23 protein-coding genes are annotated in these 23563 nt (G+C 72.6%); 8 read left to right on the forward strand and 15 right to left on the reverse strand.

Annotated elements, in window-relative coordinates; all coding sequences use genetic code 11:
- Positions 1 to 35: 35 nt before the first annotated feature.
- Both AB0M79_RS33765 and AB0M79_RS33770 read right to left on the reverse strand, forming a co-directional pair.
- The gene (locus AB0M79_RS33765; protein ID WP_357533309.1) at positions 36 to 581 is read right to left on the reverse strand and encodes a TIGR00730 family Rossman fold protein; all 546 of its coding nucleotides are present in this window, start codon (positions 579 to 581) and stop codon (positions 36 to 38) included.
- Between the two features lie 2 nt (positions 582 to 583).
- Entirely contained in the window at positions 584 to 1471 is an 888-nt protein-coding gene (locus tag AB0M79_RS33770) for a TIGR00730 family Rossman fold protein (RefSeq protein WP_364222019.1), read from the reverse strand.
- A 301-nt stretch (positions 1472 to 1772) separates the two neighbouring features.
- On the opposite strand from AB0M79_RS33770, the gene AB0M79_RS33775 reads away from it, so the two are divergent.
- Complete coding sequence (locus AB0M79_RS33775) at positions 1773 to 1919, forward strand: hypothetical protein (RefSeq protein ID WP_357533312.1); 147 nt, start codon at positions 1773 to 1775, stop codon at positions 1917 to 1919.
- Positions 1920 to 1954: 35 nt separating this feature from the next.
- Here AB0M79_RS33775 and dapE read toward each other — a convergent pair whose 3' ends face one another.
- Positions 1955 to 3022 (reverse strand): succinyl-diaminopimelate desuccinylase, encoded by a 1068-nt coding sequence (gene dapE, locus AB0M79_RS33780; RefSeq protein WP_364222023.1) that lies wholly within the window; start codon positions 3020 to 3022, stop codon positions 1955 to 1957.
- A gap of 24 nt (positions 3023 to 3046) precedes the next feature.
- On the opposite strand from dapE, the gene dapD reads away from it, so the two are divergent.
- Positions 3047 to 3988 carry a 2,3,4,5-tetrahydropyridine-2,6-dicarboxylate N-succinyltransferase gene (gene dapD, locus AB0M79_RS33785; protein WP_364222026.1) on the forward strand — a complete coding sequence of 314 codons (942 nt, stop codon included), beginning with the start codon at positions 3047 to 3049 and terminating at the stop codon, positions 3986 to 3988.
- A 104-nt stretch (positions 3989 to 4092) separates the two neighbouring features.
- Here dapD and AB0M79_RS33790 read toward each other — a convergent pair whose 3' ends face one another.
- A complete protein-coding gene (locus AB0M79_RS33790; RefSeq protein ID WP_364222029.1) occupies positions 4093 to 4899 on the reverse strand; it encodes a hypothetical protein in 807 nt (268 codons plus the stop codon).
- A gap of 220 nt (positions 4900 to 5119) precedes the next feature.
- Here AB0M79_RS33790 and AB0M79_RS33795 point away from each other — a divergent pair, with 220 nt between their 5' ends.
- From AB0M79_RS33795 to AB0M79_RS33805, 3 genes are all read left to right on the forward strand, one after another.
- The gene (locus AB0M79_RS33795; protein ID WP_364222032.1) at positions 5120 to 5644 is read left to right on the forward strand and encodes a hypothetical protein; all 525 of its coding nucleotides are present in this window, start codon (positions 5120 to 5122) and stop codon (positions 5642 to 5644) included.
- A gap of 170 nt (positions 5645 to 5814) precedes the next feature.
- Positions 5815 to 6282, forward strand: coding sequence for a hypothetical protein (locus AB0M79_RS33800; RefSeq protein ID WP_357533321.1), 468 nt, complete (start codon positions 5815 to 5817; stop codon positions 6280 to 6282).
- On the forward strand, positions 6279 to 7358 hold the full coding sequence (locus AB0M79_RS33805; RefSeq protein ID WP_364222035.1) for a hypothetical protein: 1080 nt from the start codon (positions 6279 to 6281) through the stop codon (positions 7356 to 7358). Before AB0M79_RS33800 ends, AB0M79_RS33805 begins: the two co-directional genes overlap by 4 nt.
- Here AB0M79_RS33805 and AB0M79_RS33810 read toward each other — a convergent pair.
- From AB0M79_RS33810 to fdxA, 5 genes are all read right to left on the reverse strand, one after another.
- Positions 7350 to 10466, reverse strand: a complete 3117-nt coding sequence (locus AB0M79_RS33810; RefSeq protein ID WP_364222038.1) for an EAL domain-containing protein — start codon at positions 10464 to 10466, stop codon at positions 7350 to 7352. The two genes, AB0M79_RS33805 and AB0M79_RS33810, sit on opposite strands and share 9 nt — an antisense overlap.
- Positions 10467 to 10598: 132 nt before the next feature.
- Entirely contained in the window at positions 10599 to 11252 is a 654-nt protein-coding gene (locus AB0M79_RS33815; protein WP_364222040.1) for a nucleoside/nucleotide kinase family protein, read from the reverse strand.
- A 27-nt stretch (positions 11253 to 11279) separates the two neighbouring features.
- Positions 11280 to 11933, reverse strand: coding sequence for an SIMPL domain-containing protein (locus AB0M79_RS33820; RefSeq protein WP_364222043.1), 654 nt, complete (start codon positions 11931 to 11933; stop codon positions 11280 to 11282).
- A gap of 41 nt (positions 11934 to 11974) precedes the next feature.
- Positions 11975 to 13105 (reverse strand): succinyldiaminopimelate transaminase, encoded by a 1131-nt coding sequence (gene dapC / locus AB0M79_RS33825; protein WP_364222046.1) that lies wholly within the window; start codon positions 13103 to 13105, stop codon positions 11975 to 11977.
- A gap of 5 nt (positions 13106 to 13110) precedes the next feature.
- Positions 13111 to 13437 (reverse strand): ferredoxin, encoded by a 327-nt coding sequence (gene fdxA, locus AB0M79_RS33830; protein WP_212826598.1) that lies wholly within the window; start codon positions 13435 to 13437, stop codon positions 13111 to 13113.
- A 79-nt stretch (positions 13438 to 13516) separates the two neighbouring features.
- Here fdxA and AB0M79_RS33835 point away from each other — a divergent pair, with 79 nt between their 5' ends.
- The gene (locus tag AB0M79_RS33835; RefSeq protein ID WP_364222051.1) at positions 13517 to 14473 is read left to right on the forward strand and encodes a GNAT family N-acetyltransferase; all 957 of its coding nucleotides are present in this window, start codon (positions 13517 to 13519) and stop codon (positions 14471 to 14473) included.
- 55 nt (positions 14474 to 14528) lie between these two features.
- Here AB0M79_RS33835 and AB0M79_RS33840 read toward each other — a convergent pair whose 3' ends face one another.
- The 3 genes from AB0M79_RS33840 to mshB all read right to left on the reverse strand — a co-directional run bounded on the left by AB0M79_RS33840 (position 14529) and on the right by mshB (position 16504).
- The gene (locus tag AB0M79_RS33840; protein ID WP_364222054.1) at positions 14529 to 14993 is read right to left on the reverse strand and encodes a hypothetical protein; all 465 of its coding nucleotides are present in this window, start codon (positions 14991 to 14993) and stop codon (positions 14529 to 14531) included.
- A 123-nt stretch (positions 14994 to 15116) separates the two neighbouring features.
- Positions 15117 to 15551, reverse strand: coding sequence for a hypothetical protein (locus AB0M79_RS33845; RefSeq protein WP_364222057.1), 435 nt, complete (start codon positions 15549 to 15551; stop codon positions 15117 to 15119).
- A gap of 23 nt (positions 15552 to 15574) precedes the next feature.
- On the reverse strand, positions 15575 to 16504 hold the full coding sequence (mshB, locus tag AB0M79_RS33850; protein ID WP_364222129.1) for an N-acetyl-1-D-myo-inositol-2-amino-2-deoxy-alpha-D-glucopyranoside deacetylase: 930 nt from the start codon (positions 16502 to 16504) through the stop codon (positions 15575 to 15577).
- 130 nt (positions 16505 to 16634) lie between these two features.
- Between mshB and AB0M79_RS33855 the strand changes: the two genes are divergently transcribed.
- Positions 16635 to 18704, forward strand: coding sequence for a prolyl oligopeptidase family serine peptidase (locus AB0M79_RS33855; RefSeq protein WP_364222060.1), 2070 nt, complete (start codon positions 16635 to 16637; stop codon positions 18702 to 18704).
- 42 nt (positions 18705 to 18746) lie between these two features.
- Here the strand turns inward: AB0M79_RS33855 and AB0M79_RS33860 are convergent, their stop codons facing one another.
- The 3 genes from AB0M79_RS33860 to AB0M79_RS33870 all read right to left on the reverse strand — a co-directional run bounded on the left by AB0M79_RS33860 (position 18747) and on the right by AB0M79_RS33870 (position 22653).
- A complete protein-coding gene (locus AB0M79_RS33860; RefSeq protein WP_364222063.1) occupies positions 18747 to 20498 on the reverse strand; it encodes an ABC transporter substrate-binding protein in 1752 nt (583 codons plus the stop codon).
- 128 nt (positions 20499 to 20626) lie between these two features.
- Positions 20627 to 21622 (reverse strand): ABC transporter permease, encoded by a 996-nt coding sequence (locus AB0M79_RS33865; protein ID WP_364222066.1) that lies wholly within the window; start codon positions 21620 to 21622, stop codon positions 20627 to 20629.
- A gap of 8 nt (positions 21623 to 21630) precedes the next feature.
- On the reverse strand, positions 21631 to 22653 hold the full coding sequence (locus tag AB0M79_RS33870; RefSeq protein ID WP_364222069.1) for an ABC transporter permease: 1023 nt from the start codon (positions 22651 to 22653) through the stop codon (positions 21631 to 21633).
- A 291-nt stretch (positions 22654 to 22944) separates the two neighbouring features.
- Here AB0M79_RS33870 and AB0M79_RS33875 point away from each other — a divergent pair, with 291 nt between their 5' ends.
- A complete protein-coding gene (locus AB0M79_RS33875) occupies positions 22945 to 23493 on the forward strand; it encodes a Uma2 family endonuclease (protein WP_364222072.1) in 549 nt (182 codons plus the stop codon).
- The last annotated feature ends 70 nt before the right edge of the window (positions 23494 to 23563 follow it).

Raw genomic sequence — 23563 nt, forward strand, 5'->3', positions numbered from 1 at the left:
CCCAGGACCCGTGGCGCGGCGGGCCGCCGGCCGGCTCAGCCGAGACGTTCCTCGATGGCGTCGAGGGCGGCGGGCACCGAGTCGACGACGAGCAGCAGGTCGATCGCGGCCTCCTTGGCGAACCGCAGGTCCGGCAGGCCGGCCAGCCAGTCGACCAGTCCGGCGTAGAAGCCGTCGGAGTCGACCAGGACGATCGGCTTGCGGTGCATGGCCAGGGTCGCGGTGGTCCACACCTCGAAGAGTTCGTCGAGTGTGCCGAGGCCGCCGGGCAGGGTCAGGAACGCGTCCGATTTGTCGATCATGACGGTCTTGCGGCTCGCCATGTCGGCCGTGATCACCAGCTCGTCGGAGTGCGTGTCGGCGACCTCCAGGTCGACCAGCGCCTGCGGGATCACCCCGACCGTACGGCCACCCCCGGCCCGGGCGCCGTCGGCGACCGCGCCCATCATGCCGACACAGCCGCCGCCGGAGACCAGCGTGTGCCCCCGGCGGGCGATCTCCCGCCCGGCCTGGTCGGCCAGATCGAGGAAACGGCGGTCCAGGGTGCGCGACGAGGCGCAGAAGACGCAGATGGCGGCCATGGTCAGCGGCCCGCCGGGCGCTCGGTCGCCGACGGCTGCCCCGCCGACCCCCGCTCAACCGCCTCGGCGGTCGCCTTCGCCTCGGCCCGCGCCGCCTCGACCTGGGCGGCCGCGGTCTCCTGGATCGCCTCCTGCTCGGCGGCGAGCGCCGCGTCGGCGTCGACGATGTGCCGTACGGCCGTCGCCACGTCGTCGGTCACGCAGATCAGGTCGAGGTCGGCCGGCCCGATCTTGCCGTCGGCGGCCAGCGTGTCGCGCAGCCAGTCCAGCAGCCCCCGCCAGTACGCCTCGCCCATCAGCACGACCGGGAAGCGGGTCACCTTGCCGGTCTGCACCAGGGTGAGCGCCTCGAACATCTCGTCGAGGGTGCCGAACCCGCCCGGCAGGACCACGAACGCCTGCGCGTACTTGACGAACATGGTCTTGCGGGCGAAGAAGTAGCGGAAGTTGATGCCCAGGTCGACCCACTCGTTGATGCCCTGCTCGAACGGCAGCTCGATGCCGAGCCCGACCGACTGGCCGCCGGCCTCGGTCGCGCCCCGGTTGGCCGCCGCCATCACGCCCGGCCCGCCGCCGGTGATGACCGCGTAGCCGGCCTGCGCCAGTGCCGCGCCGAGCCGCTCCGCGAGCTGGCACTCGGGGCTGTCGGGCTTGCTGCGGGCCGAGCCGAAGACGCTGACCGCGGGCGGCAGGTCGGCGAGGCTGTCGAAGCCCTCGACGAACTCCGACAGGATGCGCAGCGCCCGCCAGGCGTCCCGGGTCTTCCAGTCGCCCCGGCCACGTGAGTCGAGCAGCCCCTGGTCGGCGGTGGCCCGCGGGATCGCGTCACGGCGCAGGGTCACCGGGCCCCGGTGCCACTCCGGCCCGCCGGGAAGGATTCGCTCGCTCATGCCGTCCACTCGCTCCGCTCGCGGCCGCCATGAGCCGACCTGGGCCAACCGATTCGCTCGCTCCGCTCGCTCATGACGCCCACGGTAGTTGGCGGCGCCGGGCGGCATGAACGCGCCCACCAGCGGTGGAGAGAAAAAGATCCGCACCGGGTGCAACCAAATCGGTGGTGGCGGCGTCTCTTATTCCACATACTGCGTATGCGCGGCGCCCCGGCACCGCCGCCGGGGCCTTCGGGGGGAGGAGCGCCATGAGCGAATACCGCACGCAGGGCGAGCGCGGCGTACCGGACGGGGTGTCTCCATGACCCGGTCGGAGATCATCCGGCAGCGCCGGGAGATGCAGCGCCGAATCCGTGAGGTGGTGGCCCAGCGCCGGGTGGAGGTCGCCCGGCCGCCGCGCCGGACCGACGGCGCCGACGATCCGGAGCCCGGCCCGGCCACGACCTGACCGGGCGCCGGCGCGGGCCGGCCGCCGGCCGGTGCTCAGGCCAGCCAGCGGCGCAGCGTGGCGGCTCCCTCGCGGATCAGACCGATCTCGACGTGCTCGTCGGGTGCGTGGGCCACGTTCGGGTCGCCCGGGCCGAAGTTGAGCGCCGGGATGCCCAGCGCCGCGAACCGGGCCACGTCGGTCCAGCCGAGCTTGCCGACCGGGGCCGCGCCGACCGCGGCCAGGAACTCCACCGCCGGAGCGGCGGTGAGACCGGGCAGCGCGCCGGCCGCCGAGTCGGTCAGCGTCACCTCGAAACCGTCGAAGACCTCCTGTACGTGCGCGTGCGCCTCGTCGGGCGTCCGGTCGGGGGCGAACCGGTAGTTGACCTCGACCTCACACAGGTCCGGCACCACGTTGCCGGCCACACCGCCGTGGATGCGGACCGCGTTGAGCCCTTCGCGGTAGGTGCAGCCGTCGATCTCGACGGTGCGGGCCTCGTAGGCGGCCAGCCGGTCGAGCACCGCCCCGGCGGCGTGGATCGCGTTGACCCCCTTCCAGGAGCGGGCCGAGTGGGCCCGCCGGCCGCGGGTCCGTACGGTCGCCCGCATGGTGCCCTGGCAGCCGGCCTCCACCACCCCGTACGTCGGTTCGAGCAGCACCGCGAAGTCCGCCTCCAGCCAGTGCGGGTACGCCTGCGCGACGAGGTTGAGCCCGTTGTAGCGGGACTCGATCTCCTCGGCCTCGTAGAAGAAGTAGGTCACGTCGTAGCGCGGCTCGGGCAGGGTGACGGCCAGGTTGAGCGCGAACGCGACCCCGGACTTCATGTCGCTGGTCCCGCAGCCGTAGATCCGGTCGCCCTCGGCCGTGGACGGGAAGTTGTCGTTGAGCGGCACGGTGTCGAGGTGGCCGGCCAGCACGACCCGCTGCGCCCGGCCCAGGTCCGTACGCGCCATCAGCGTGTTCCCGTGCCGGTGGGTGGTCAGGTGGGGCAGCGACCGCAGCACCTCCTCGACCCGGTCGGCGATCTCCTTCTCGTCGAGCGAGACGGACTCGATGTCGACCAGGGCGCGGGTCAGCGCGACCGGGTCGGCCAGTACCTCGGGGGTCAGCGGGTTCACCATGCCCCGCACGGTACCTTCGAGGCCGTGACGAACACGCAGCCCGCCTGGGGCATCGGCCTGGCCACGACCACCGCCGACGGACAGGTGCTCGACACCTGGTATCCGGCCGGCCTACTCGGGCTCGGCGCCCGGCCGGCAGACACCGACGACAGCCGGCTCGCCGGCGCGACCGGCGACCGGGCGCTGCCCGGCCTGCGTACGGTCGTGGTGGTCACCAAGATCGGCTCACTGGCCGACCCGATCAAGGACGCCGCCGACGCTTACCTGCGGTTGCACCTGCTCTCGCACCGCCTGGTGCGGCCGAACGAACTGAACCTGGACGGCATCTTCGGGGCGCTGGCCAACGTCGCCTGGACGTCGGCCGGGCCGTGCCCGCCGGACCGGGTCGACGAGCTGCGGCTGGTCGAGCGGGCCGCCGGCCGCCACCTGGCCGTGTACGGGGTGGACAAGTTCCCCCGGATGACCGACTACGTGGTGCCGTCCGGGGTGCGGATCGCCGACGCCGACCGGGTGCGGCTCGGCGCCCACCTGGCGTCGGGCACGACGGTGATGCACGAGGGCTTCTGCAACTTCAACGCCGGCACGCTGGGCGCCTCGATGGTCGAGGGCCGGATCGTGGCCGGGGTGGTCGTCGGTGACGGCTCCGACGTCGGCGGCGGCGCCTCGATCATGGGCACGCTGTCCGGCGGTGGCAAGGACCGGATCAGCATCGGCGAGCGCAGCCTGATCGGCGCGAACGCCGGCGTCGGGATCTCACTCGGCAACGACTGCGTGGTCGAGGCCGGCTGCTACATCACCGCGGCCTCGAAGCTGCTCCTGCCCGACGGCCGGGTGGTCAAGGCCCGCGAGCTGTCCGGTGTGGACGGTCTGCTGTTCTGGCGCAACTCGGTCACCGGCGCGCTGGAGGCGAAGCCGCGCACCGGCACCGGCATCGAACTCAACGCCGCGCTGCACGCCAACGACTGAGCCGCCGGGCCGGCGACGAACGGGCCGGCGGAGCGACGAACGGGATCAGGGGTCGGCCCCCGCCCCGCCGAGGCAGTGGCGGGACGGGGGCCGACGGCTTTCGCTCACTCCGGCGACTTGACGCTGCCGGTCGCGGCCGGTGAGAAGCGGCCGTCCTGCACGGTGTTCACGATGACGTTGAAGAACGTGTTCGCCGGCAGGCCGGTGGCGTCGAAGTACACCCGCCCGCTGCCCGGGTTGGCCGCCACGGAGAAGTCGCGGCGTTCCGGGATCCGCTCCGGCGGGCCGGACGCCTTGTAGACGGTGCGGATCCAGTTGACGCTGACCTGGTAGCGCTGCTCGTTCCAGGAGTTGTCGAGCCAGCTCATCCGGACCGTGCTCTGGGTGTAGTGGGTCGACGCCGACAGGGTCAGGTCGGTCGGCGCGGGCGGCTCGACCTTGTAGGTGTGGCAGCCGAGGAGGCGGTCCGCCGCGACCGGCGTCGTCCAGTCGCGGTAGTTCTCGACGTAGGCGCAGAACTCGTGCGTGCCGTACGTGCCGGGGATCGGGACCGTGGTCGAGAAGCCGACCCAGCCGCCCCGGCCGGCGTGGTACTGGTCGGCGTAGAACAGGCCGTAGTCGTAGTTGTACGCCCGGATCCGGACCCGTACCGGGCCGCCGTTGGCGTCCGACGCCCAGCCGGACACGCGCAGTTGCGCGCCGCCGAGGTACTGGTACGACTCCAGCGCCCCGACCGGACTCTTGTCCGACGGCGGCGGCGGTGGAGGTGGCGGGTCGCCGGGGTCCTCGTTGCAGATGGGCGGCGGGTTCGGCCGGTCGCAGTAGGGCGCCGCGTTGGCCGGGACCGCGGGCAGGACGACGGCGGTGGCGGCGGCCAGCAGGCCCACGACGAAGGCACGGGTACGTCTCATCGGATCATTACGGCACCCGCCGTTGGGAATCAGGTGGCAATCGACTGGAACCCGACCGCCCCGCCGTCCCCGGCCAGCGCCTCTAGCAGTGCGATCAGGCTCCCCGGGCAGAGGTGGGCAAACTGGTGCACATCATGTAAATAACCCAGCATCCGCCGTAGGGCGTTCCCACTCCCGGGCATGATGGGCCTGCCCCCCTAACCACCAGGGAAGGCTGTCCGTGCCAGGTCACCGGTTGCTCGCCACCGCACTGCTGATGCTGGTGCTGCCGTTGGCCGCCTGCGGCACCGGTCGCCCCGCCACCGGCACGGCCGGCCCGACCCCCGGATACATCCTGGAGATCCCGCTGACCGTCGCGCCGGGGACCGCCTGGATGGGGGGTGAGCCCTTCACCCTGGCGTCGGAGATCACCGTCGCCACCGGCGAACCGGTGGTCGTCCTGCCCGGAACGGCGGGGGCGGGCCACACCACCGCCGTACGCTTCGCGGTCACCATAACCAACCGCCGGCCGGAACCGCTCGACGTGTCGGACGCGGTCGTACGCGCGAACGTCGGCGCGGCCCGCACCCCGGCGACCCTGGCCGACGGCGCCGGCCCGGGCTTCCGGGGCGTCGTCGAGCCGGGCCGGCAGCAGACGGTCGACCTGACGTTCAGCGTCCCGACCGGCGACCTGTCACTCATCGAGGTCCGGGTGACCCCGGCGGCCCGGATGGGGACGGCGCTCTTCCAGGGTTCGGTCGACTGACCGTCCCGACGGACTGTCGGCCAGCCGACAGCGACCCGACCATCACCATCTCGAGATTCGTCCGGTTGAGCCCGAAAAGAGACTACCGGCGGCTGCCGGCGACCGTCGCGCCGCGCCGACTCCCCCCACGCGCCCACCGCCCGGCGCCGCACCCATCCGGAGGATCCACCGTGATCAGACTGTCCAAGCGCGGTGCCATCGTCATGCTCGCCTCGGTCGTCACCCTCGGCGTGGCCAGCGTCGCCTGGGCCGCGTGGTCGGTCACCGGCTCGGGTACGGCCACCGCCCGGGCCCAGTCCGTGCAGGCACTGACCGCCACCGCCGAGCCGGTGACCCAGCTCTACCCCGGCGCGGTCGCCGACGTACGGCTTCGGGTCACCAACCCCAACCGGTTCAAGGTCGCGGTGACCAGCCTGGCCCTCGGGCAGCTCACCACCGACAAGCCGGGCTGCACCGCCGACAACAGCGGCATCCTGCTCAAGCCGCAGACCCGGCCGGTGCTGGTCGACGCCCAGGCCCGACCGCAGGACGTCGTGCTGCCCGGCGCGATCCGGATGACCAACGAGTCCGCCGCCGCCTGCGCCGGCGCCACCTTCACCCTCGGCTTCACCTTCGCCGGCGTCAGCGCCGCCGAATGAGGCGCCTGCTCACCGCGTCTCCCGCCGTCGTGGCGATCGGAACCGGGGTGGCCGTGCTCGCCGGTGGCGCGACCGCCCTGGCCGCCTGGGTCGTGACCAGCGAACCGACCACGATGTCGACCACGGCGGTGACGCTCTCCCCCGGCAACCGGCCGGAGGTCGGCGCGGCCGGCGGCACGGTCACCGTGCGGTGGGCACCCAGCCAGATCGTCGCCGGGCACGACGTGTCGGGCTACCGGATCACCCGGTACGACCGCGCCGGCGGGGCACAGCCCGCCCGGGGCGTGTGCGAGGAGATCGTGACCGGCTCGAACTGCACCGACGCCGCCGTACCACCGGGCACCTGGACCTACACGGTGCGGCCGGTGCAGGCCAACTGGACCGGCCCGGAGAGCGAACGCAGCCACCCGGTCACCATCACCGCCCCCGGCCCGGCCGCCGGTGCGTCGCCCGCACCGGTCCCGGCGCCGTCCGGGCCGCCGGCACCGCCTTTGGCCCGCTACGGCACGGTACGCGTCGACGGGCGTGACGTGCCGGCGACCGGCCCGAACGCCCCGTCGTGGACCGTGGAGTGGCCGGCCAGCCCGGACGCGGCGACCACCCTGGTGGTGGTCTATCCCGGCCCGCCGGAGCCCGGCTCGGTCTTCGCCGGCTGGGACGGCCGGCCCCGGCCGGTCACCGTCGACACCGACCCGGCCGGCCCCACCCTGACCGTGTACGCCGCCGGCCGGGCCGACCGGCGTACCCCGGCGCTGGGGCCGTTCGCCGTCGGTGCCGCCGGGCGATCCACCACACCGGGCAGCTCCGCCGGCACCATCGAACTCTCCGGCGACCGGTATCTGATCACGCTCGGCGGCCCGATGGCCACCGCCCGGCCGACCCCGCCGGCCCCGACCGGCAGCGCCACGCCGACCGCCCGGGCCACGCCGACGGTGCCGGCCCGACCCCCGGCACCGGTCCCGGACCTGCCGGCCACCCCGGTGCCGACCCGGGCGGACGGCCCCGACGACCGGCCCACGGAGGCGGCGCCGGTGCCGTCGGACCGCCCGACGGAGTCCGCCCCACGGTCACCCTGAGCGGTCGGGCAGCGTCGAGCGGGCCGGCGGTACGACCGCGGTCGGGCCGCTCAGCAGCGCCGTCGCCGCCGCCGCGGCCAGCGGCCGGGAGAAGAGATACCCCTGTCCGTACGGGCAGCCCAGATCGCCGAGCAGGTCGCGTTCGACCCGCGACTCGACGCCCTCGGCGATGACCTCGAGCCCGAGCGTGCCGGCGAGCCCGACGATCGCCTCCACCAGGGCCCGCTGCCGGGGCGAGCCGGAGATGGTCGAGGTGAAGGACCGGTCGATCTTCAGCACGTCGACCGGCATCCGCTGGAGATAGCTCAGCGACGAGAACCCGGTGCCGAAGTCGTCGATGGCGACCCGTACGCCGATCCGCCGCAGGGCGGCCAGTTCGGCCCAGGCCCGGTCGTCGTCGCGCAGCAGCGACGACTCGGTGATCTCCAGCATCACACCGGACGGGTCGACCCCGGCGGCGGTGAGTGCCGCGCTCACCTTGTCGACGAAGGCCGGCGCCCGCAGCTGGTGCGCCGAGACGTTGACGCTGACGTACGGCGTGGCGCGCCCGGCGCGGACCTGCCGCCACCCGGCCACCGCCCGGACCGCCTCGTGCAGCACCCAGTCGCCGATCGCCTCGATGAGCCCGGTCTCCTCGGCGATGGCGACGAACTCCGCGGGCGGCACGAAGCCCAGCGTGGGGTGCCGCCACCGGACCAGTGCCTCGAAGCCGAGGATCGCACCGCTGCCCATCACCACGATCGGCTGGTAGTCGAGGGTGAACGTACGCTCGCTGACCGCCCGGGCGAGCGCGGCCCGCAGTTCGAGCCGTTCGACGATCGCGGTGTGTACGGATGCCTCGTACCGGCGCCACCGGCGCTTGCCGTCGCCCTTGGCCACGAAGAGCGCGAGGTCGGCGTGCCGGAGCAGTTCGCCGGCGTCGGCGGCGTCGGCCGTGGTCGCAATACCGATGCTCACCGAGCCCCGGACCTCCGCGCCGTCGATGGTGAACGGTTCGGCGAGCGCCGCGATCACCTGCTCCGCGACCAGTTCCGCCTCGGCCGGGCTGCCCAGGTCGTCGACGAGTGCGGCGAACTCGTCGCCGCCGTTGCGGGCCACCGTGCCGAGCCCGCCGACCGCCGTGGTCAACCTCCGGGCGACGGCGATCAGCAGCTCGTCGCCGACGGTGTGGCCGAGGGTCTCGTTGACGGCGGTGAGATCGTCGAAGTCGATGATCAGTGCGGCGACGATCCGCCCGGTCTCGCTGGCCCGCCCCACCGCCTCGCTGACCCGGTCGTGGAAAAGCGTGCGGTTGGCCAGCCCGGTCAGGGCGTCGTGGCGGGTGCCGTGGGTCAGCTCGTGTTCGAGCCGGCGCCGGTCGGTGACGTCGCGCAGGGTGATGACCAGTCCCCGTACGGTCCGGTCCCGGCGCAGGTCGCGATAGCTCGCCTCGACCTGGACCGGGGTGTCGTCCGGCCGGACCAGCCGCCAGTCGGCCCACTGCCCCGGCCGGCCGCCGGACGCCCGCGCCTGGGCCAGCAGTTCGGTGACCGGCACCCCGGTCTCCGCCGCGACGATCTCGCCGAGCGGGGTGCCGGGCGCCGGTTCGACCCCGAGGACGGTGGCGACCGCCGGGCTGGCGTAGCGCAGCCGATGGTCGTCGTCGACGATCAGGATGACGTCGGTCGTGGTCTGCACGATGGTCCGGAAGTACGCCTCGCTGTTGCGCCGGTTGATCTCCTCGCTGAGGCTGATCCGTTGCAGCGCCAGGGCGGCCTGGGCGGCCAGTGCCTCCAGCGCGTCGCGCAGGGTGACCAGCACCTCGGCCTCGGCGGCGACGAGCAGGGCGCCGACCCGGGGAATCCCGGCGGCGCCCTCGTCGAGGACCATCGGGCACAGCAGCGTCTGCTCGTAGTCGCGCAACTGGTTGGCCAGGCCCGGGTGCAGGGTGCCGGTACGCAGCATCCGGGTGCGGCGCAGCGCCGCCGCCCCGGACATCGGGTAGGGCTGCGGCGCCCCGTGCCCCCACACGCTGAACGCGGCGGCGGGCACCCCGTCGGAACGGTTGACGGAGAAGACCATGCGGTGCGTCGCGCCGCGCGGCATCAGGCGGGCGACCGTCGTCCGGACCGCCTCGGCCACCTCGTCGGCGCCGGCGGCGGACACCAGGGCGGCACCGGCGACCCGCAGCCCCCGCTCCCGGCCGACGGCGCTGCGGTGTGCGTCGGCGACGTCGGCGAAGCGGCTGAGTACGAGCACGAACATCACCCCGGACACCACCGAGATGACGACGTCGTCGTGCGGCTGCCCGGCCAGCGCCCGCAGGAGCAGCACCGCCGGCCCGACCAGCGCGAGCGTTCCGAGCAGGACGAGCCAGAGCCGGCTGATCTGCGCGGCCCGGGGCTGGGCCGGCTCGGTGAGCGCGGTCATCGACGGGTGCAGCGCGGCCGCGCTCCACGCGGTGTAGAAGACCAACCAGCCGATCTCACCCGGGTTGCCGTCCGGCCAGCCACCGTCGCGCAACGCGAGCACGTAGAGCACATCGGACACCAGCAGCCCGGTGGCCCCGATCAGCAGCAGCCGCACCGCCGTGTTGCGCCGGGCGATGAACGCCAACCGGACCGTGGTGGCGAAGACCAGCAGGGCGCCGAAGATGTACGCCGCGGCCGCCGACCGGTCGACGGCCCGCGTCCCGCCGTTGAACAGCGGGCCGATCACGAACACCCAGCCGAGGAAGATCACGGCGGTGGTGAAGATCAGCAGGTCGAGGAAGCGGGCCCGGTCGCGCATCGTCGAACTGATCCGGGTCAGGCCGAGCAGCCCGGTGGCCAGCAGCGGAAACATCGCCAGGTAGAAGATGTCGGCGAGCACCGACGCCGAGCCCCGCGAGTCGGCGGTGAGGCTGTAGCTCATGTCGCCGGCGGCGAAGACGGCCAGCCCGGCCCCGATCAGATACCAGGCGTAGCGCCGGCGCGGGCGGTGCCGGCGCACCCCGAGCAGGACCGCGGCGAGGCTGGCCAGCCCGACCAGGGCCCAGGCGACCGGACGCAGCGGAGGTACGGCGAACACGGCGACGCCGAGCACCGCCATGACCGAGCAATAGCCGACGACGGCCTTCCGCGTGGACACGCGCCTCCCCTGCCGGCACCGGAATCGTCACAGTGGACACGGCGTGGACGCGTCCGCCGCTTTGGTTTACCAGCCCGGCCCACGCTCCGCCATCACCCCGCCGGACACTGATTGTGACCGATATCTGGCAGATCATCGATCCACGGAGGACCCCGGCCTGAGCACCAGGTCGGCCCGACCGGCGGTGGCGGCGATCCGTTCCGCGTTCACCTGGTCGGACCCGTACGCGCGGGCGGTGGCTTCGGCGAGGTCACGGCCGTACCGCACGTGCCGCTCGGTCAGCCGGCGCAGCCGTACGTCCTCGCCGGGATCGAGGAACCACACCTCGTCGAGCAGCGACCGTACGCCGTCCCACGGGTGCTCGGGCACGAGCAGGTAGTTGCCCTCGGTGACGACCAGCCGTACCGACGGCGGCACCGGGACGGCCCCGGCGACGGGCTCCTCGATCTCGCGGCGGAACTCCGGGGCGTAGACCGTGGCGTCGTCGGGAAACCGCAGCCGACGTAGCAGTGCGACATAACCCGCGCCGTCGAAGGTGTCGATCGCGCCCTTGCGGGCCTGCCGGCCGAGCCGGTGCAGTTCGGCCCCGGCGAGATGGAAACCGTCCATCGGCACCAGGGCGGCCATGTCTCCCAGGGCGGCGACGATCCCGGCGGCCAGGGTGGACTTGCCGGCGCCGGGCGCACCGGCGATGCCGAGCAGCTGGCGTGGGCCCGCGTCGGCGAGGGCACGGGCGCGGGCGATCAGGCTGGGATCGGTCACCGGCCGACTATCCCACCCGGCCACCGCCGCCGGCGCGGGCCGCCGCGCCGGTCAGTCGGCCAGCACCGTCGGTTCGCTGATCGAGAACCTGGCCTCCACACTGGCCTGCACCGTCTGCACCTGCGGGTCGAGGTCGAGTTCGGGTGCCCCGCCCTTCCCCATCGCGTCGAGATGGAACGCGGCCCGGGTCATCATCGGCTGGTTGGTCATGCCGGTGTCGGCGAGTTCGAGCAGGGCGGTGACCCGGGCACCGAGCGCCCCGGCGTACTCCCGCGCCCGGGCGAGCGCCTCGTCGATCGCCGCCCGGCGGGCGTCGCGGTAGGCCGGGCTGGTCGGGCGCAGCTCCCACCAGGGGCCGGCGACACTGGTCTGCTCCTGATCGGCGAGACGCAACATCAGTTCGCCGAGGACGGTGAAGTCGGTGACGGTCACCGTGGTGGTGACCGAGCCCTGGTAGGCGACCACCCGCTCGCCGGAGCGCTTCAGCTCCGGGCGCACCTGCAGGGTGCCGGTCTCCCGGCGTTCGATCGCGTCGCCGTAGCCGTCGATCAGGGCGCGGACCGCGGCGGCCCGCTCGCCGAGCCGGGTCAGGGTCGCCTGCCGGTCACGGTCCCGGGCCGCCACCGTCACCGCGAACCGGGCCACCTCCGGTGGGACCTCCCGCGTCGCCTCGCCGCGTACCGCCAGAACCGGACCATCGACCATGACCTCAGCCTAGCCACCCGGGGCGGCGGGCGCCGGGAAGGTCAGCGGGCGAGCCGCTCGACCGCCGTGGCGACCCGCTCGTCGGTGGCCGTCAGCGCGACCCGGACGTGCCGCTCCCCCGCCGGGCCGTAGAACGCGCCCGGCGCGGCCAGGATGCCCCGCTCGGCCAGCCAGGTGACCGTCGCCCAGCACTCCTCACCCCGGGTCGCCCAGAGGTAGAGCCCGGCCTCGGAATGCGACAGCTCGAAACCGGCACCGGTGAGCGCGGCCCGCAGCAGTTCACGCCGGGCGGCGTAGCGCCCGCGCTGTTCCTGGACGTGCGTCTCGTCGTCGAGCGCGGCGATCATGGCCGCCTGCACCGGTGCCGGCATGATCATTCCGGCGTGCTTGCGTACGGCCAGCAGCTCGGCGACCAGGGCCGGGTCACCGCCCAGGAAGCCGGCCCGGTAGCCGGCCAGGTTGGAGCGCTTGGACAGCGAGTGGACGGCCAGGAGCCCGTCGTACGAGCCGTCGCAGACCCGCGGATCGAGGATCGAGACCGGCTCGTCCTCCCAGCCCAGCGACAGGTAGCACTCGTCGCTGGCGACGACCGCGCCGCGCTCCCGCGCCCAGTCGACGACCTTGCGCAGGTGGGCCGCGGGCAGCACCCGGCCGGTCGGGTTGGACGGCGAGTTGACCCAGACGAGGCGCACCCGCGGGGTCGGGCCGATCGCGGTCAGCGAGTCGGTACGCACCACGGTCGCCCCGGCCAGCCGCGCCCCGACCTCGTACGTCGGGTAGCCGACCTGCGGCAGGACGACGACGTCACCGGCGCGTACGCCGAGCAGGGTGGGCAGCCACGCGACCAGTTCCTTGGACCCGATCAGCGGCAGCACACCCAGCCCGTCGGCGGCGGCACCACAGGACCGGCCGAGCCACCGGGTGATCGCCGCCCGCAGTGCCGGCGTGCCGGCGGTGAGCGGGTAGCCCGGCGCGTCCGAGGCCGCGTCGAGGGCAGCCCGGATCAGCGCCGGAACCGGGTCGACGGGCGTGCCGATCGACAGGTCGACGATGCCGTCCGGGTGCCCGGCGGCGAGCCGCTTGGCCGGCTCGAGCAGATCCCACGGGAAGTCGGGCAGCCCCGCCGAGACGGCGGTGACCGGTGGGCCCGCCGCCGGTGTGTCGGCCGGCACGCCGCTCAGTGGCCCTCGCCGCGAGGCGGCTGCGCCGCGACGAACGTCGCGTCCTTCTCCACCTTGCCGACCTTCGACGCACCACCGGGCGAGCCGAGGTCCTCGAAGAACTCGTAGTTGGCGGTGGTGTAGTCCTTCCAGTTCTCCGGGACGTCGTCCTCGTAGAAGATCGCCTCGACCGGGCAGACCGGCTCGCACGCCCCGCAGTCGACACACTCGTCGGGGTGGATGTAGAGCATCCGGTTGCCCTCGTAGATGCAGTCGACCGGGCACTCCTCGATGCACGCCTTGTCGAGCACATCCACGCACGGCTCGGCGATGATGTACGTCACGGGTCATCTCCTCCGCAAGCTACGCCGCGATCATCCGCGGCGGTAAGAGCCTAGTATCTCGCCGGGGAGGGGGTCGATCGTGCTCAGGCAGCAGGATGTGGGACATCGGGTCGTGGTCCGGCGAATTGTCGGGGTCCGAAACGATAGAGCCCTGTATTCCGACGCGCTCGGCGAACTCGTCGATCTCACCGAGACACATCTCACCATCGCCACCTCCACTGGCCCGCTGAGCGTACCGCTGACCGAGGTGCACCGGGCCAAGCGCGTACCCGCCTCGCGGCGCCCGACCGCCGCGGACGTCGTGGCCCTCGAACTCGCGGCCAACGAGGCGTGGCCGGCACCGGATCAGGACCGGCTCGGCGACTGGCTGCTACGCAGCGCACAGGGCTGGACCGGGCGGGGCAACTCGGCGCTGCCGGTCGGCGACCCCGACCGGCCCCTGGACGCGGCCGTCGACGCCGTCCAGGACTGGTACGCCACCCGTGGCCAGCCCGCGATGATCAACGTGCCGCTCCCGCTGGCCGGACCGGTCGGCGTGGCGCTCGACGAGCGGGGCTGGGACGCGCGGCCGTTGACGCTGGTCCGCACCACCGGCCTGACCGACCTGCTGGCGGTCCTGCCGCCCCGCGACGACCTGCCGGAAGCACGGCTGGAGCCGGCACCGTCCGCGGACTGGCTGGCCGTCGCCGCCGGCCGCAAGGGTGGTCTGCCGGACGCCGCGCACCACCTGCTGACCGCTGTCGACCGGGTCTGTTTCGTCCACCTGCACGACGACGGCGAACTGGCCGGCACCGCCCGCGGCACGATCACCGGCGGCGGACGCTGGCTGGGCATCGGGCTGGTCGAGGTGGTCCCTACCGCCCGCCGGCGCGGCTTGGCCGCACACATGATCGGGGCGCTCGCCCGATGGGCGGCCGGGGCGGGGGCGACCGACGCCTTCCTGCAGGTCGAGGAGCGCAACACGCCGGCGGTCACGCTCTACGGGCGGCTCGGCTTCACCACCCACCACACGTATCTGACCCGCGTCGCGCCGTGACGACCGGCGCGGATCAGCGCCCGCGTCGTGCCGTGACCGCGACGTCCGGCGCGGGTCAGCGCCGGACGACCCGCCGGGGCTTGGCCAGCTTGGCCTCGCTGTACTGCTGCAGCGACCGGGAGCGGTAGTCGCGACCGAGCGCGATCAGCACGAGGTAGCCGACCACGGTGCCGCCGAAGGTGAACGCGGCGTAGAGCCAGATCTGCGAGAAGAACGAGCCGGCCCCGTTGGCGAACGGGTACGAGCCGCTGACGAACGGACCGACGAAGACCGTCAGGAGCATGGCGACGAGCACCGCGCCGGCCACGTCGGCGGCCCACCTCGACAGCGGGTGCCGCTGCCCCCAGAGGAACGCGAGCACCGCCAGGATCACCGCGATGACGGCGAACATGCCGAGCGAGACCCGGTCCTCGACCTCGGGATTGGCGTCGAACCCGAACCGGGTGACCAACCGGGCGACGACGTTCACCAGGAACAGCGCCCCTGCGAGCACCCCGATCGGCACCCAACGGTCCTTCATTGCACGCCCTCCCGACATCCAGGTGAACTTCCCGCTAGAACTCTTACCGTTCCCGTGGATGATCCGCCAGGTGGTACGGATAACCGCTTGGACACCATTGGTGTCCGGCGGCGGGTGGCGCGGTCAGCGCGCCGGCGACAGGATCAACCGGAAGCCCATGATGGCAAACGCCATCGAGCCGGTGACGATGGTCGCCAGCCCCACCCAGTTGTCGCCGGTCAGCAGCAGGTCGCCCTCGTCGGTGCGGCCGGCCGCCACGACCATGATCGCGAACCAGGTGAGGGCCGGCAGGGCGACCGCCCACCGCTTGCCGACCGCGCGGTAGGCGAACCAGCTCAGGGCCAGGTTGGCGACGAGTGCGATCAGCGCGGACACCCCGATCAGGTGACCACCGACGCGCACGGTCGCGAAGAGCAGTTCGAGCACGGCGGTCAGCAGGGCCGCCACCACGGCGAGGACGCCACCCACCACCCGCAGGGCGAGGTCGACGGCCGCGGCGTACGCCGGGGGCTTTTCCGGTTCGGGCGGCTGAGCCCCGGACGGCGCCTCGGGTGTCATCAGCGGTGCCGGGCCGGGGCCGGTCACCGTGCCCCGGCGCGCAGTGGCGCGCCGGCCTCGGCCGGGGGCGGTGTGCTGCCGGCCTGGGTCGGCGGGGTGACGTCGGCGGGATCCGGCAGCCCGGCGAACAGGTCGCTCTCCCAGCCGTGCGGCCCGCTGCCCGGCCCCTTCTCGCCGACCGCGAGCGTGTAGTACTCCACACCCATGAACTCGCTGCCGAAGTTGCCGGCGATCGAGTAGAGCCAGGAGGTGTCCGGGATCTGGGTCGCGTGGGCCCGCATCGCCGCCTCCTTCGCGGCGTGCCAGTCGGTGCCGTCGATCCGGGCCGCGATCTGCTCGTCGGGGGTGCCGAACGGGAAGCCGTCGACGTCGTCGATGCCGGCGAACGGGTTGTCGGTCGACGCCCCGAACGCGGCCAGGCCGGCCTCGAGCACGCTGCGCGGCATCGCCGTCCAGTAGATCTTGGCCGGGCCGAAGCCCTCGACCGTCGCGATCTCGGCCGCCCGCATCGCCACCCGGTGTGCCTGGATGTGGTCGGGGTGGCCGTAGAAGCCGTTGGGGTCGTAGGTGACCAGCACCTGCGGGCGGGTCTCCCGCATGATCTCGACCAGGTGCCCGGCGGCCTCGTCGAGATCGGCCCGCCAGAACGCGCGCGGGTTGTCGTTGGTGGGCAGCCCCATCATCCCGGAGTCGCGGTAGCGCCCGGCGCCGCCGAGGAACCGGTGGTCGGCGACCCCCAGGGCCCGGCACGCCGCGTCCAGTTCGGCGAACCGGTAGCCGCCGAGCTGGTCGGCCTCGGCGGCGGCGAGGCCGGCCAGCGCCGGCACGTGGATCTCGCCTTCTTCACCGAGCGTGCAGGTCACCAGGGTCACCTGGGCGCCACCCGCCGCATAGAGGGCCATCGTCGCCCCGGTCCCGATCGCCTCGTCGTCGGGGTGGGCGTGGACCAGCATCAGTCGTCGTGCCACCCGCGTCACTCTACGCGCCGTCCAGTCGCGGCCGGCCGCAGCGCCCGTACGCCGACCCGCGCGTCGACTGCCGCGACCGGCCCCACGGGCAAACACACGGGCCTACGATCCGGGTGTGGACTTTCCCGAGCTGGCGGCGCAGACCAGGCGGTTCACCAGCGGTGCGCCGCGGGCGGTGACCGTCGCCGGGGACGGCGCCCGGGTGCTCTTCCTGCGGTCCACCGGGCCGCGGGACCCGGCCGACGCCCTCTGGCGGCTCGACGTGGTGACGGCGACCGAGCACCTGGTCGCGGCCCCGGGCGTGCTGCTCGACGACGCGGCGACCGTCGAGGGCATCGCCGGCTACGCGACCGACCCGGCGGCGCGGGTCGCCGCGTTCGCGCTCGCCGGCCGCCTCTTCCGCGCCGACCTGGTCGACGGCGGGGTGGTCGAGGTCCCGGCGCCGGGGCCGGTGGCCGATCCCCGGCCCGACCCGACCGGCACCCGCATCGCCTACGTCACCGACGGCACGCTGCGGGTCGTCGGGCCGGACGGCGACGACACGCTGCTCGCCGGTGAGGACAACGGGACACGCTGGGGGGTGGCCGAGCAGGTCGCGGCGGCGGACTTCGGCCGCGACCGCGGCTACTGGTGGGCGCCGGACGGCCGGTCGATCCTCGCCGCCCGCGTCGACGACTCGCGCCTGGCCCGCTGGCACCGGCACGACCCGGCCCACCCCGACGAGCCGCCGCGGACGTACGTCCATCCGCAGGCCGGTGGCCCGAACGCCCAGGTCAGCCTGCACCTGCTCGACCTGGACGGCGGGTGGGTCGACGTGCACTGGGACCGGGAGACCTACCCCTACCTGGTCTCGGTGCACTGGGTCGAGGGCGGGCCGCTGATCACCGTGCTGCGCCGGTTGCAGCAGCACGGGCTGGTGCTGGCCGTGGATCCCCGCACCGGCGAGACGCAGGTGCACGCCGAACTCGCCGACCCGCGCTGGGTCGAGCCGGTCGCCGGCACCCCGGTGCACCTGCCCGACGGTCGGGTGCTGGTCGGCGGCGAGCTGGCCCACGACGGCTACGACGCGCGGTGCCTCTTCGCCGACGGCACCCTGCTGACCCCGCCGTCCCTCTACGTACGGCGGGTCGTCGGCCGGCTGTCCGGCGGCGGCGGGGCACCCGACCTGCTGGTCGAGGCGAGCGACGGCGAACCGAGCCAGCAGCACCTCTTCCGGGTGCGTACGACGGTCGGCGCGGGCGGGATCGAGATCCGCCGGCTGACCCCGGAGCCGGGCTGGCACGTCGGGGCGGTCGGCGGCACGACGGTGGTGGTCGGGGCAGGGTCGCTGGACCGGGCGGGCACCCGCTGGACGGTGTGGCACGACGACGTCGAGGTGACCGAGCTCAGGTCGCTCGCCGCGTCCGCGCCGTACGCGCCGCGACCGGTCCTGGAACGGGTCACCGACCGGCGGCTGCCGGCGGCGGTGCTCTATCCGCGCAGCCACGTCGCCGGGCGGCGGCTGCCGGTGCTGGTCGACGTCAACGGCGCTCCGGGCCGGCAGGAGGTGCGGGCCGAGCGGTCGGCCTGGCTGGAGCGGCAGTGGTGGGCCGACGCCGGGTTCGCGGTGGTCACCGTCGACAACCGGGGTACGCCCGGCGTGGCTCCGTCGTTCGAGAAGGCGGTGCACCGGCGGCTGGCGGACGTGATGCTCACCGACCAGGTCGAGGGGCTGACCACGCTGGCCGGCAAGCATCCCGACCTGGACCTGGCGCGGGTGGCGATCCGCGGCTTCTCGTTCGGCGGCTGGCTCGCCGGTCTGGCGCTGCTACGCCGGCCGGACCTCTTCCGGTGCGGGATCGCCGGGACGCCGGTGACCGACTGGACCCTCCACGACACCGCCTACAGCGAGCGCTACCTGGGGCTGCCGGCCGACGCGACCGAGGTCTACGCCCACCACAGCCTGGTCGAGCTGGCCCAGGAACCGGTCGTGGTGCCCGACGACGCCCGCCCGCTGTTGCTGATCCACGGTCTCGCCGACCGGCACGTGGTGCCGGCGCACACGCTGCGCCTGTCGGCGGCGCTGCTGTCGACCGGGCGGCCGCACTCGGTGCTCCCGCTGCCGGCGACCGGGTCCGCCGCCGCGGACGGCACGACCGGCCGCCTGCTGCGGCTGGAACTGGACTTCGTCCGCCGGGCGCTGTGAGCGCGGCGGGGCGCCGCCCGAACGGGCGGCACCCCGGTCCGGCTACTTCGCGTACGCGTTGTAGAGGATGTGGGTTCCGATGTTGTCGGAGAGGAAGACCCCGCCGACCTTCGAGCCGTAGACGCCGGTGAACTTGCTCTGGAAGAGCGGCACGACCGGCACGTACTTCTCCATGATCAGCTGGTCGATCTCGGCCCAGCGCGGACCGGCCTCACCGGCCGGCAGCGCCGCCGCCTCGTCGATCTTGGTGTTGACCTCGTCGGAGTTGAAGTACGACACGTTCGAGTTGCCCTGCGGGCCGAGCCCTCGACCGTCCCACAGCACCGGGATCGTCGACGCGGCGCTCGGCCAGTCGGCGGCCCAGTTGGAGATGTAGATGTCGTACTCGTTGCCCCGGGTCCGGGCGATCGGATTGTGCTGCGGCGTCTCGACGGTCTTGACGGTGACCTTGAAGCCGGCCTTCTCCAGGCTCTCCTTGACCACCGGGTGGGTGCTCTGGCCGAAAGCGCTGGACCGGGCCATCATCACCAACTCCGGCTGCTTGCCGGCGAGCAGTTCCTTCGCCTTCTCCGGGTTGCCGTTCGGGCCGCCGTCGTACGGGTTCGGGTATTCCGTCCAGCCGATCGTGGTGTCGGCCAGCAGCGTGTGCGTCACCTTGCCACCGGCGTCGCCACCCTGGGTCAGCACGATGCCCTGCTTGTCGATGGCGTACGCGATGGCCTTGCGGACGTTGATGTCGGTGATCCGCTCGTTGTTGATGCTCAGGTAGTAGACGAACGGCTGCGACGTGGAGATCGTGCGCTCCTTGAGCGCCGCGTTGTTCAGCACCTGGTTGACCAGGGCCTGCGGGGCGCCGTTGCTGCTGATCGAGTAGGCGTCGTCACCGGCGTCGGCGATGATCCGCTCGGTCTGCGCGGTGTTGTCCGGGCCGATCTCCCAGACGTAGCTGTCCGGGTAGTCGTGCCGCAGCGGGTCGGTGGCGGCGTCCCAGTGCTCGTTGCGCTCCAGCACCAGGCGGGTGTCCTTGATGTACTCCTTGATCTTGTACGGCCCGGACGAGAAGATCCGCCGGTCGTACTCGGTCTTGGTGTCCTTGGCCGGCGGCACCGGCGCGGTGGTCGGGAGCGACACCGCGAACGGCAGGTCGCAGTGCGGCTGGTTGAAGGTGAAGACCAGGGTGTGGTCGTCGCGGACCTCGAGGCCCGGGACGTCGGTGTTGCCGGAGGTGTACGGACCCTTGTAGGTCTCGTTGTAGGCCGGGCTGTCGGCCAGCCACTCCTGGATGTAGGTGGCGCCGCCGTCGATGGTCTCCTCGAAGGAGCGGGCGATGCCGTACGCGACGTCGGCGGCCTTGACCTCGGTGCCGTCCTCGTACTTGATGCCCTTCTTGAGCTTGTATTCCCAGACCTTGCAGTCGTTGTTGACGTCGGTGCCGGGGGTCTCGGCCAGGTCGCCGATCAGGGTGAGCTTGCCCTCGCCGTCCTCGCGGAACTGGGTCAGCGTCCGCACGATCATGTGCTGCGCCGCCATCGCGTTGACGGTGTAGGTCCGCTGCGGGTCGAGGTGCTCGAAGTCGCTCTGCTGGATCACCCGGATGGTGCCGCCGCGCTTGGCGCCGGGCACCTCGGGCGCCGGCCCCTGCGACTCCTTCGGATCGGTGGCGATGGCGCTGGTCTTCTGCTGGACCTTCTCGTCCTCGGTACCGGACTCGCCGGTGTTCTCCGAGCACGCGGCCAACGCCGACGCCAGGACCAGGGCCACGCCCGTCGCGGCAACCGCACGTCTTGGTCGCATCAGTCGTCCCTCCCGATACTGGAAGACGAAGAAATCCTCCGCCTAGATGATGATGAATGTATATTTCTTTCGGATAACGCGTGGACAACGAGTCCGATCGATGATCGGAGCGCCGCCGGCGCGGCCGGTCAGCCCAGCCGCACCCTCGGATCGATCACCGCGTAGAGGGCGTCGACGACGACGTTGGCGACGACGATGAAGACCGCGGCCAGCAGCACGGTGGCCATCACGACCGGCATGTCGAGGTTGATCGCGGCGTTCAGCGACGCCTTGCCCAGCCCGGTGAACCCGAAGATCGTCTCGGTGATCACCGTGCCGCCCAGGTAGGTGCCGAGGTCGAGGCCGGCGATGGTGACGATCGGCGTGATCGCCGCCCGCAGCGCGTGCCGCACGTGCACCCGGCCTTTGGACAGGCCCTTCGCCCGGGCCGTACGGACGAAGTCCTCCGACAGCGTCTCCACCATCTGCGCCCGCGACAGCCGGGCGTACGACGCGGAGTTGAGGAAGCCGAGCGCGATCCAGGGCAGGATCATCGCGCTCGCCCAGGCCAACGGGTTGTCGGTGATCGGCACATAGGTCGGGTAGCCGAGCAGGCCGGACTCGTAGACGAACACGATCAGCAGCAGCGGACCGAAGAGCAGGATCGGCATCGAGGCACCGATCAGCGAGACGCCGACCGCGCCCCGGTCGAACACCGTCCCCCGGCGCAGCGCGGACACCATGCCGACGGTGATGCCGATGAGCAGCCACACCACGGCCGCGCCCGAGACGATGCTCAGCGTCACCGGCAGGGTCCGGCCGACGATCTCCGAGACCGGCTCGTCGTTGCGGAACGAGAAGCCGAGACAGGGCGCCGGGCACTCCCGGGCCGCGTCGCCCTCGCCGAACGTACGCCCGACGAAGATTCCCTTCATGAACTCGCCGTACTGCTGCGGCACCGGGGCGTCCAGCCCCATCCGGGACTCGATCATGGCGAGCCGGTCCGGGCTGCACACCTTCTGGTTGCCGCACATCAGCTCGGCCGGGTTGTTCGGTACGGCGAAGAACAGCCCGAACGTCAGCACGCTCACCGCGAGCAGGGTGCTGACCGCGAGCAGCAGCTTCTTGATGACGAACCGCAGCACGCCGCCCCCTACCGGTCCGACTTCGGGTCGAGCGCGTCGCGCAGCGCGTCGCCGAAGAGGTTGAAGGAGAGCACCAGCAGGAAGAGGGTGGTGCCGCCGACCAGGGTGAAGGTCGGCACCTCGCGGACGAACCGGACGCTCTCGCTGATCAGCCGGCCGAGGTCGGGCGTCGGCTCGAGAATGCCGATGCCGAGGAACGACAGGGCCGCCTCGGCGGTGATCAGCGCCGGCACGTTGAGTGAGAAGGTGACCAGGATCGGCGCCCACAGGTTGGGCAGCAACTGGCGGAACATGATGTGCCCGAGACCCGCCCCGGACGCCCGCGCCGCCTCGACGAAGTCCCGCTCCCGCAGCGACAGCACCTGGCCGCGGACCAACCGCGCGGTGTAGGTCCAGTTGAACATCACGAAGATCATGATCAGCAGTACGGGCCGGAACCAGGTCGGCTCGGCGTCACGCACCCCGTAGAACTGGTTCACCGCCACCGGGATGAACGCGAAGCAGAAGATGTAGAACGGGAACGCCATCGTCAGGTCGACGAACCAGGTCACGACCGCGTCGAACCGGCCGCCGACGTAGCCGGCGAAGATGCCGATCAGGATGCCGAGCGCGATGGTCAGCACCGCCGCGGTGAACGCCACCATCAGCGAGGTGCGCAGCCCGTAGACGAGCTGGATGAAGACGTCGCGGCCGATGTTGGGCTGGATGCCCAGCCAGTGGTCGGCGTCCACACCGGCGTAGCCGAGCGGGAAGCCGTTGCGGTCCAGCCGCGCCGGGAAGCGGTCGAGCGGCCCCTTGCCGTAGAGCCGCTCGATCAGCGGCGCGGCCATCGCCACCAGGACGAAGAACACCAGCATCCCGCCGCTGACCATGGCGACCTTGTCGCGGCGCAGCCGCCGCCAGGCGAGCTGGCCGGGCGACCGGCCGACGATGTCGACCCGATCCGCCGCCTTTCCTACCGGGGCGTCCGGCGGCGGGCTCTCGTCCGGCTCCGCCGCGGCCTTGACAAGGCCGACCGGCTGCTCGCTCATGCCGCCTCCCCTCGTCGGCTCCCCCGTCCCCCCGGACGCGGGCGGCATCGACGACGACCGCGAAAGGAACCTGCAATGAGCCTCTGACCGTGAAAATAATCTACGGAGGGTCGGCGGGCCACCCCGCCCGGCGTAACGACTGTGCATCAGGCATGAACCCAGGTCAATAACCCGGGCCCGGGCCGCACCGAAGCGGATCCGCCCGGTAATTCACCTGTTCCGTCGCCCTTCCCGCGCGCGGGGCATGATGAGAACGTGGCCGCGACCAGGATGCGGCCGGAAGGGGCGACGATGACCGTGGCGAGGATCGATCGGGCCGGGCCATGGACCGAGGAGGAGTACCTCGCCCTCGACCAGACCTCCGAACGCGTCGAACTCTTCGACGGAAGCCTCCACATGACCCCCGCACCCACCCTTCGACACCAGAACATCTCCGCCGAGTTGTGGTTGACGCTTCGCTCAGCGGCACGCGCAGTCGGCCTCCGCGCTCTCGAAGCGATCAATGTCCGCCTGAGGGACGCCCGACTGGTGATCCCCGATGTCGTCGTCATCGACGACGTGGGCCTGGACAGGCTGGTGGTGGACGCCCCTTCGGTGCATCTGATCGCGGAGATCACCTCGGCGAGCAACGCGGCCGCCGACAAGGTGTTCAAGATGCACTGCTACGCCGCCGCGAAGATCGACTGGTACCTGATCGTCGAGCAGGACACGAAGAACCTGCGCCTCTACCGGCTGCGCGGGGTGTCCTACGTGGAGCACGCGGTCGTGCGGCCCGGCGAGGTGCTGCGACTGACCGAGCCGGTCGCCGTCGACATCCGCCCCGAGGATCTGCACACCTGACGCAGGGCGACACCTCGCCTACAGTGGCTTCACTGTGACCCGGCTCGACCGGCCGGGACCCGGCGACGAC

The sequence above is a fragment of the Polymorphospora sp. NPDC051019 genome, assembly GCF_040683055.1.
Classification (GTDB): Bacteria; Actinomycetota; Actinomycetes; order Mycobacteriales; family Micromonosporaceae; genus Polymorphospora; species Polymorphospora lycopeni.

What these genes read in the sequence shown, in the direction of transcription:
- AB0M79_RS33765 (WP_357533309.1), bottom strand. Translation starts at nt 581, where the DNA reads ATGGCCGCCATCTGCGTCTTCTGCGCCTCGTCGCGCACCCTGGACCGC.
- AB0M79_RS33770 (WP_364222019.1), bottom strand. Translation starts at nt 1,471, where the DNA reads ATGAGCGAGCGAATCCTTCCCGGCGGGCCGGAGTGGCACCGGGGCCCG.
- AB0M79_RS33775 (WP_357533312.1), top strand. Translation starts at nt 1,773, where the DNA reads ATGACCCGGTCGGAGATCATCCGGCAGCGCCGGGAGATGCAGCGCCGA.
- dapE (WP_364222023.1), bottom strand. Translation starts at nt 3,022, where the DNA reads ATGGTGAACCCGCTGACCCCCGAGGTACTGGCCGACCCGGTCGCGCTG.
- AB0M79_RS33790 (WP_364222029.1), bottom strand. Translation starts at nt 4,899, where the DNA reads ATGAGACGTACCCGTGCCTTCGTCGTGGGCCTGCTGGCCGCCGCCACC.
- AB0M79_RS33805 (WP_364222035.1), top strand. Translation starts at nt 6,279, where the DNA reads ATGAGGCGCCTGCTCACCGCGTCTCCCGCCGTCGTGGCGATCGGAACC.
- AB0M79_RS33820 (WP_364222043.1), bottom strand. Translation starts at nt 11,933, where the DNA reads ATGGTCGATGGTCCGGTTCTGGCGGTACGCGGCGAGGCGACGCGGGAG.
- AB0M79_RS33840 (WP_364222054.1), bottom strand. Translation starts at nt 14,993, where the DNA reads ATGAAGGACCGTTGGGTGCCGATCGGGGTGCTCGCAGGGGCGCTGTTC.
- AB0M79_RS33845 (WP_364222057.1), bottom strand. Translation starts at nt 15,551, where the DNA reads ATGACACCCGAGGCGCCGTCCGGGGCTCAGCCGCCCGAACCGGAAAAG.
- mshB (WP_364222129.1), bottom strand. Translation starts at nt 16,504, where the DNA reads ATGCTGGTCCACGCCCACCCCGACGACGAGGCGATCGGGACCGGGGCG.
- AB0M79_RS33860 (WP_364222063.1), bottom strand. Translation starts at nt 20,498, where the DNA reads ATGCGACCAAGACGTGCGGTTGCCGCGACGGGCGTGGCCCTGGTCCTG.
- AB0M79_RS33870 (WP_364222069.1), bottom strand. Translation starts at nt 22,653, where the DNA reads ATGAGCGAGCAGCCGGTCGGCCTTGTCAAGGCCGCGGCGGAGCCGGAC.
- AB0M79_RS33875 (WP_364222072.1), top strand. Translation starts at nt 22,945, where the DNA reads ATGACCGTGGCGAGGATCGATCGGGCCGGGCCATGGACCGAGGAGGAG.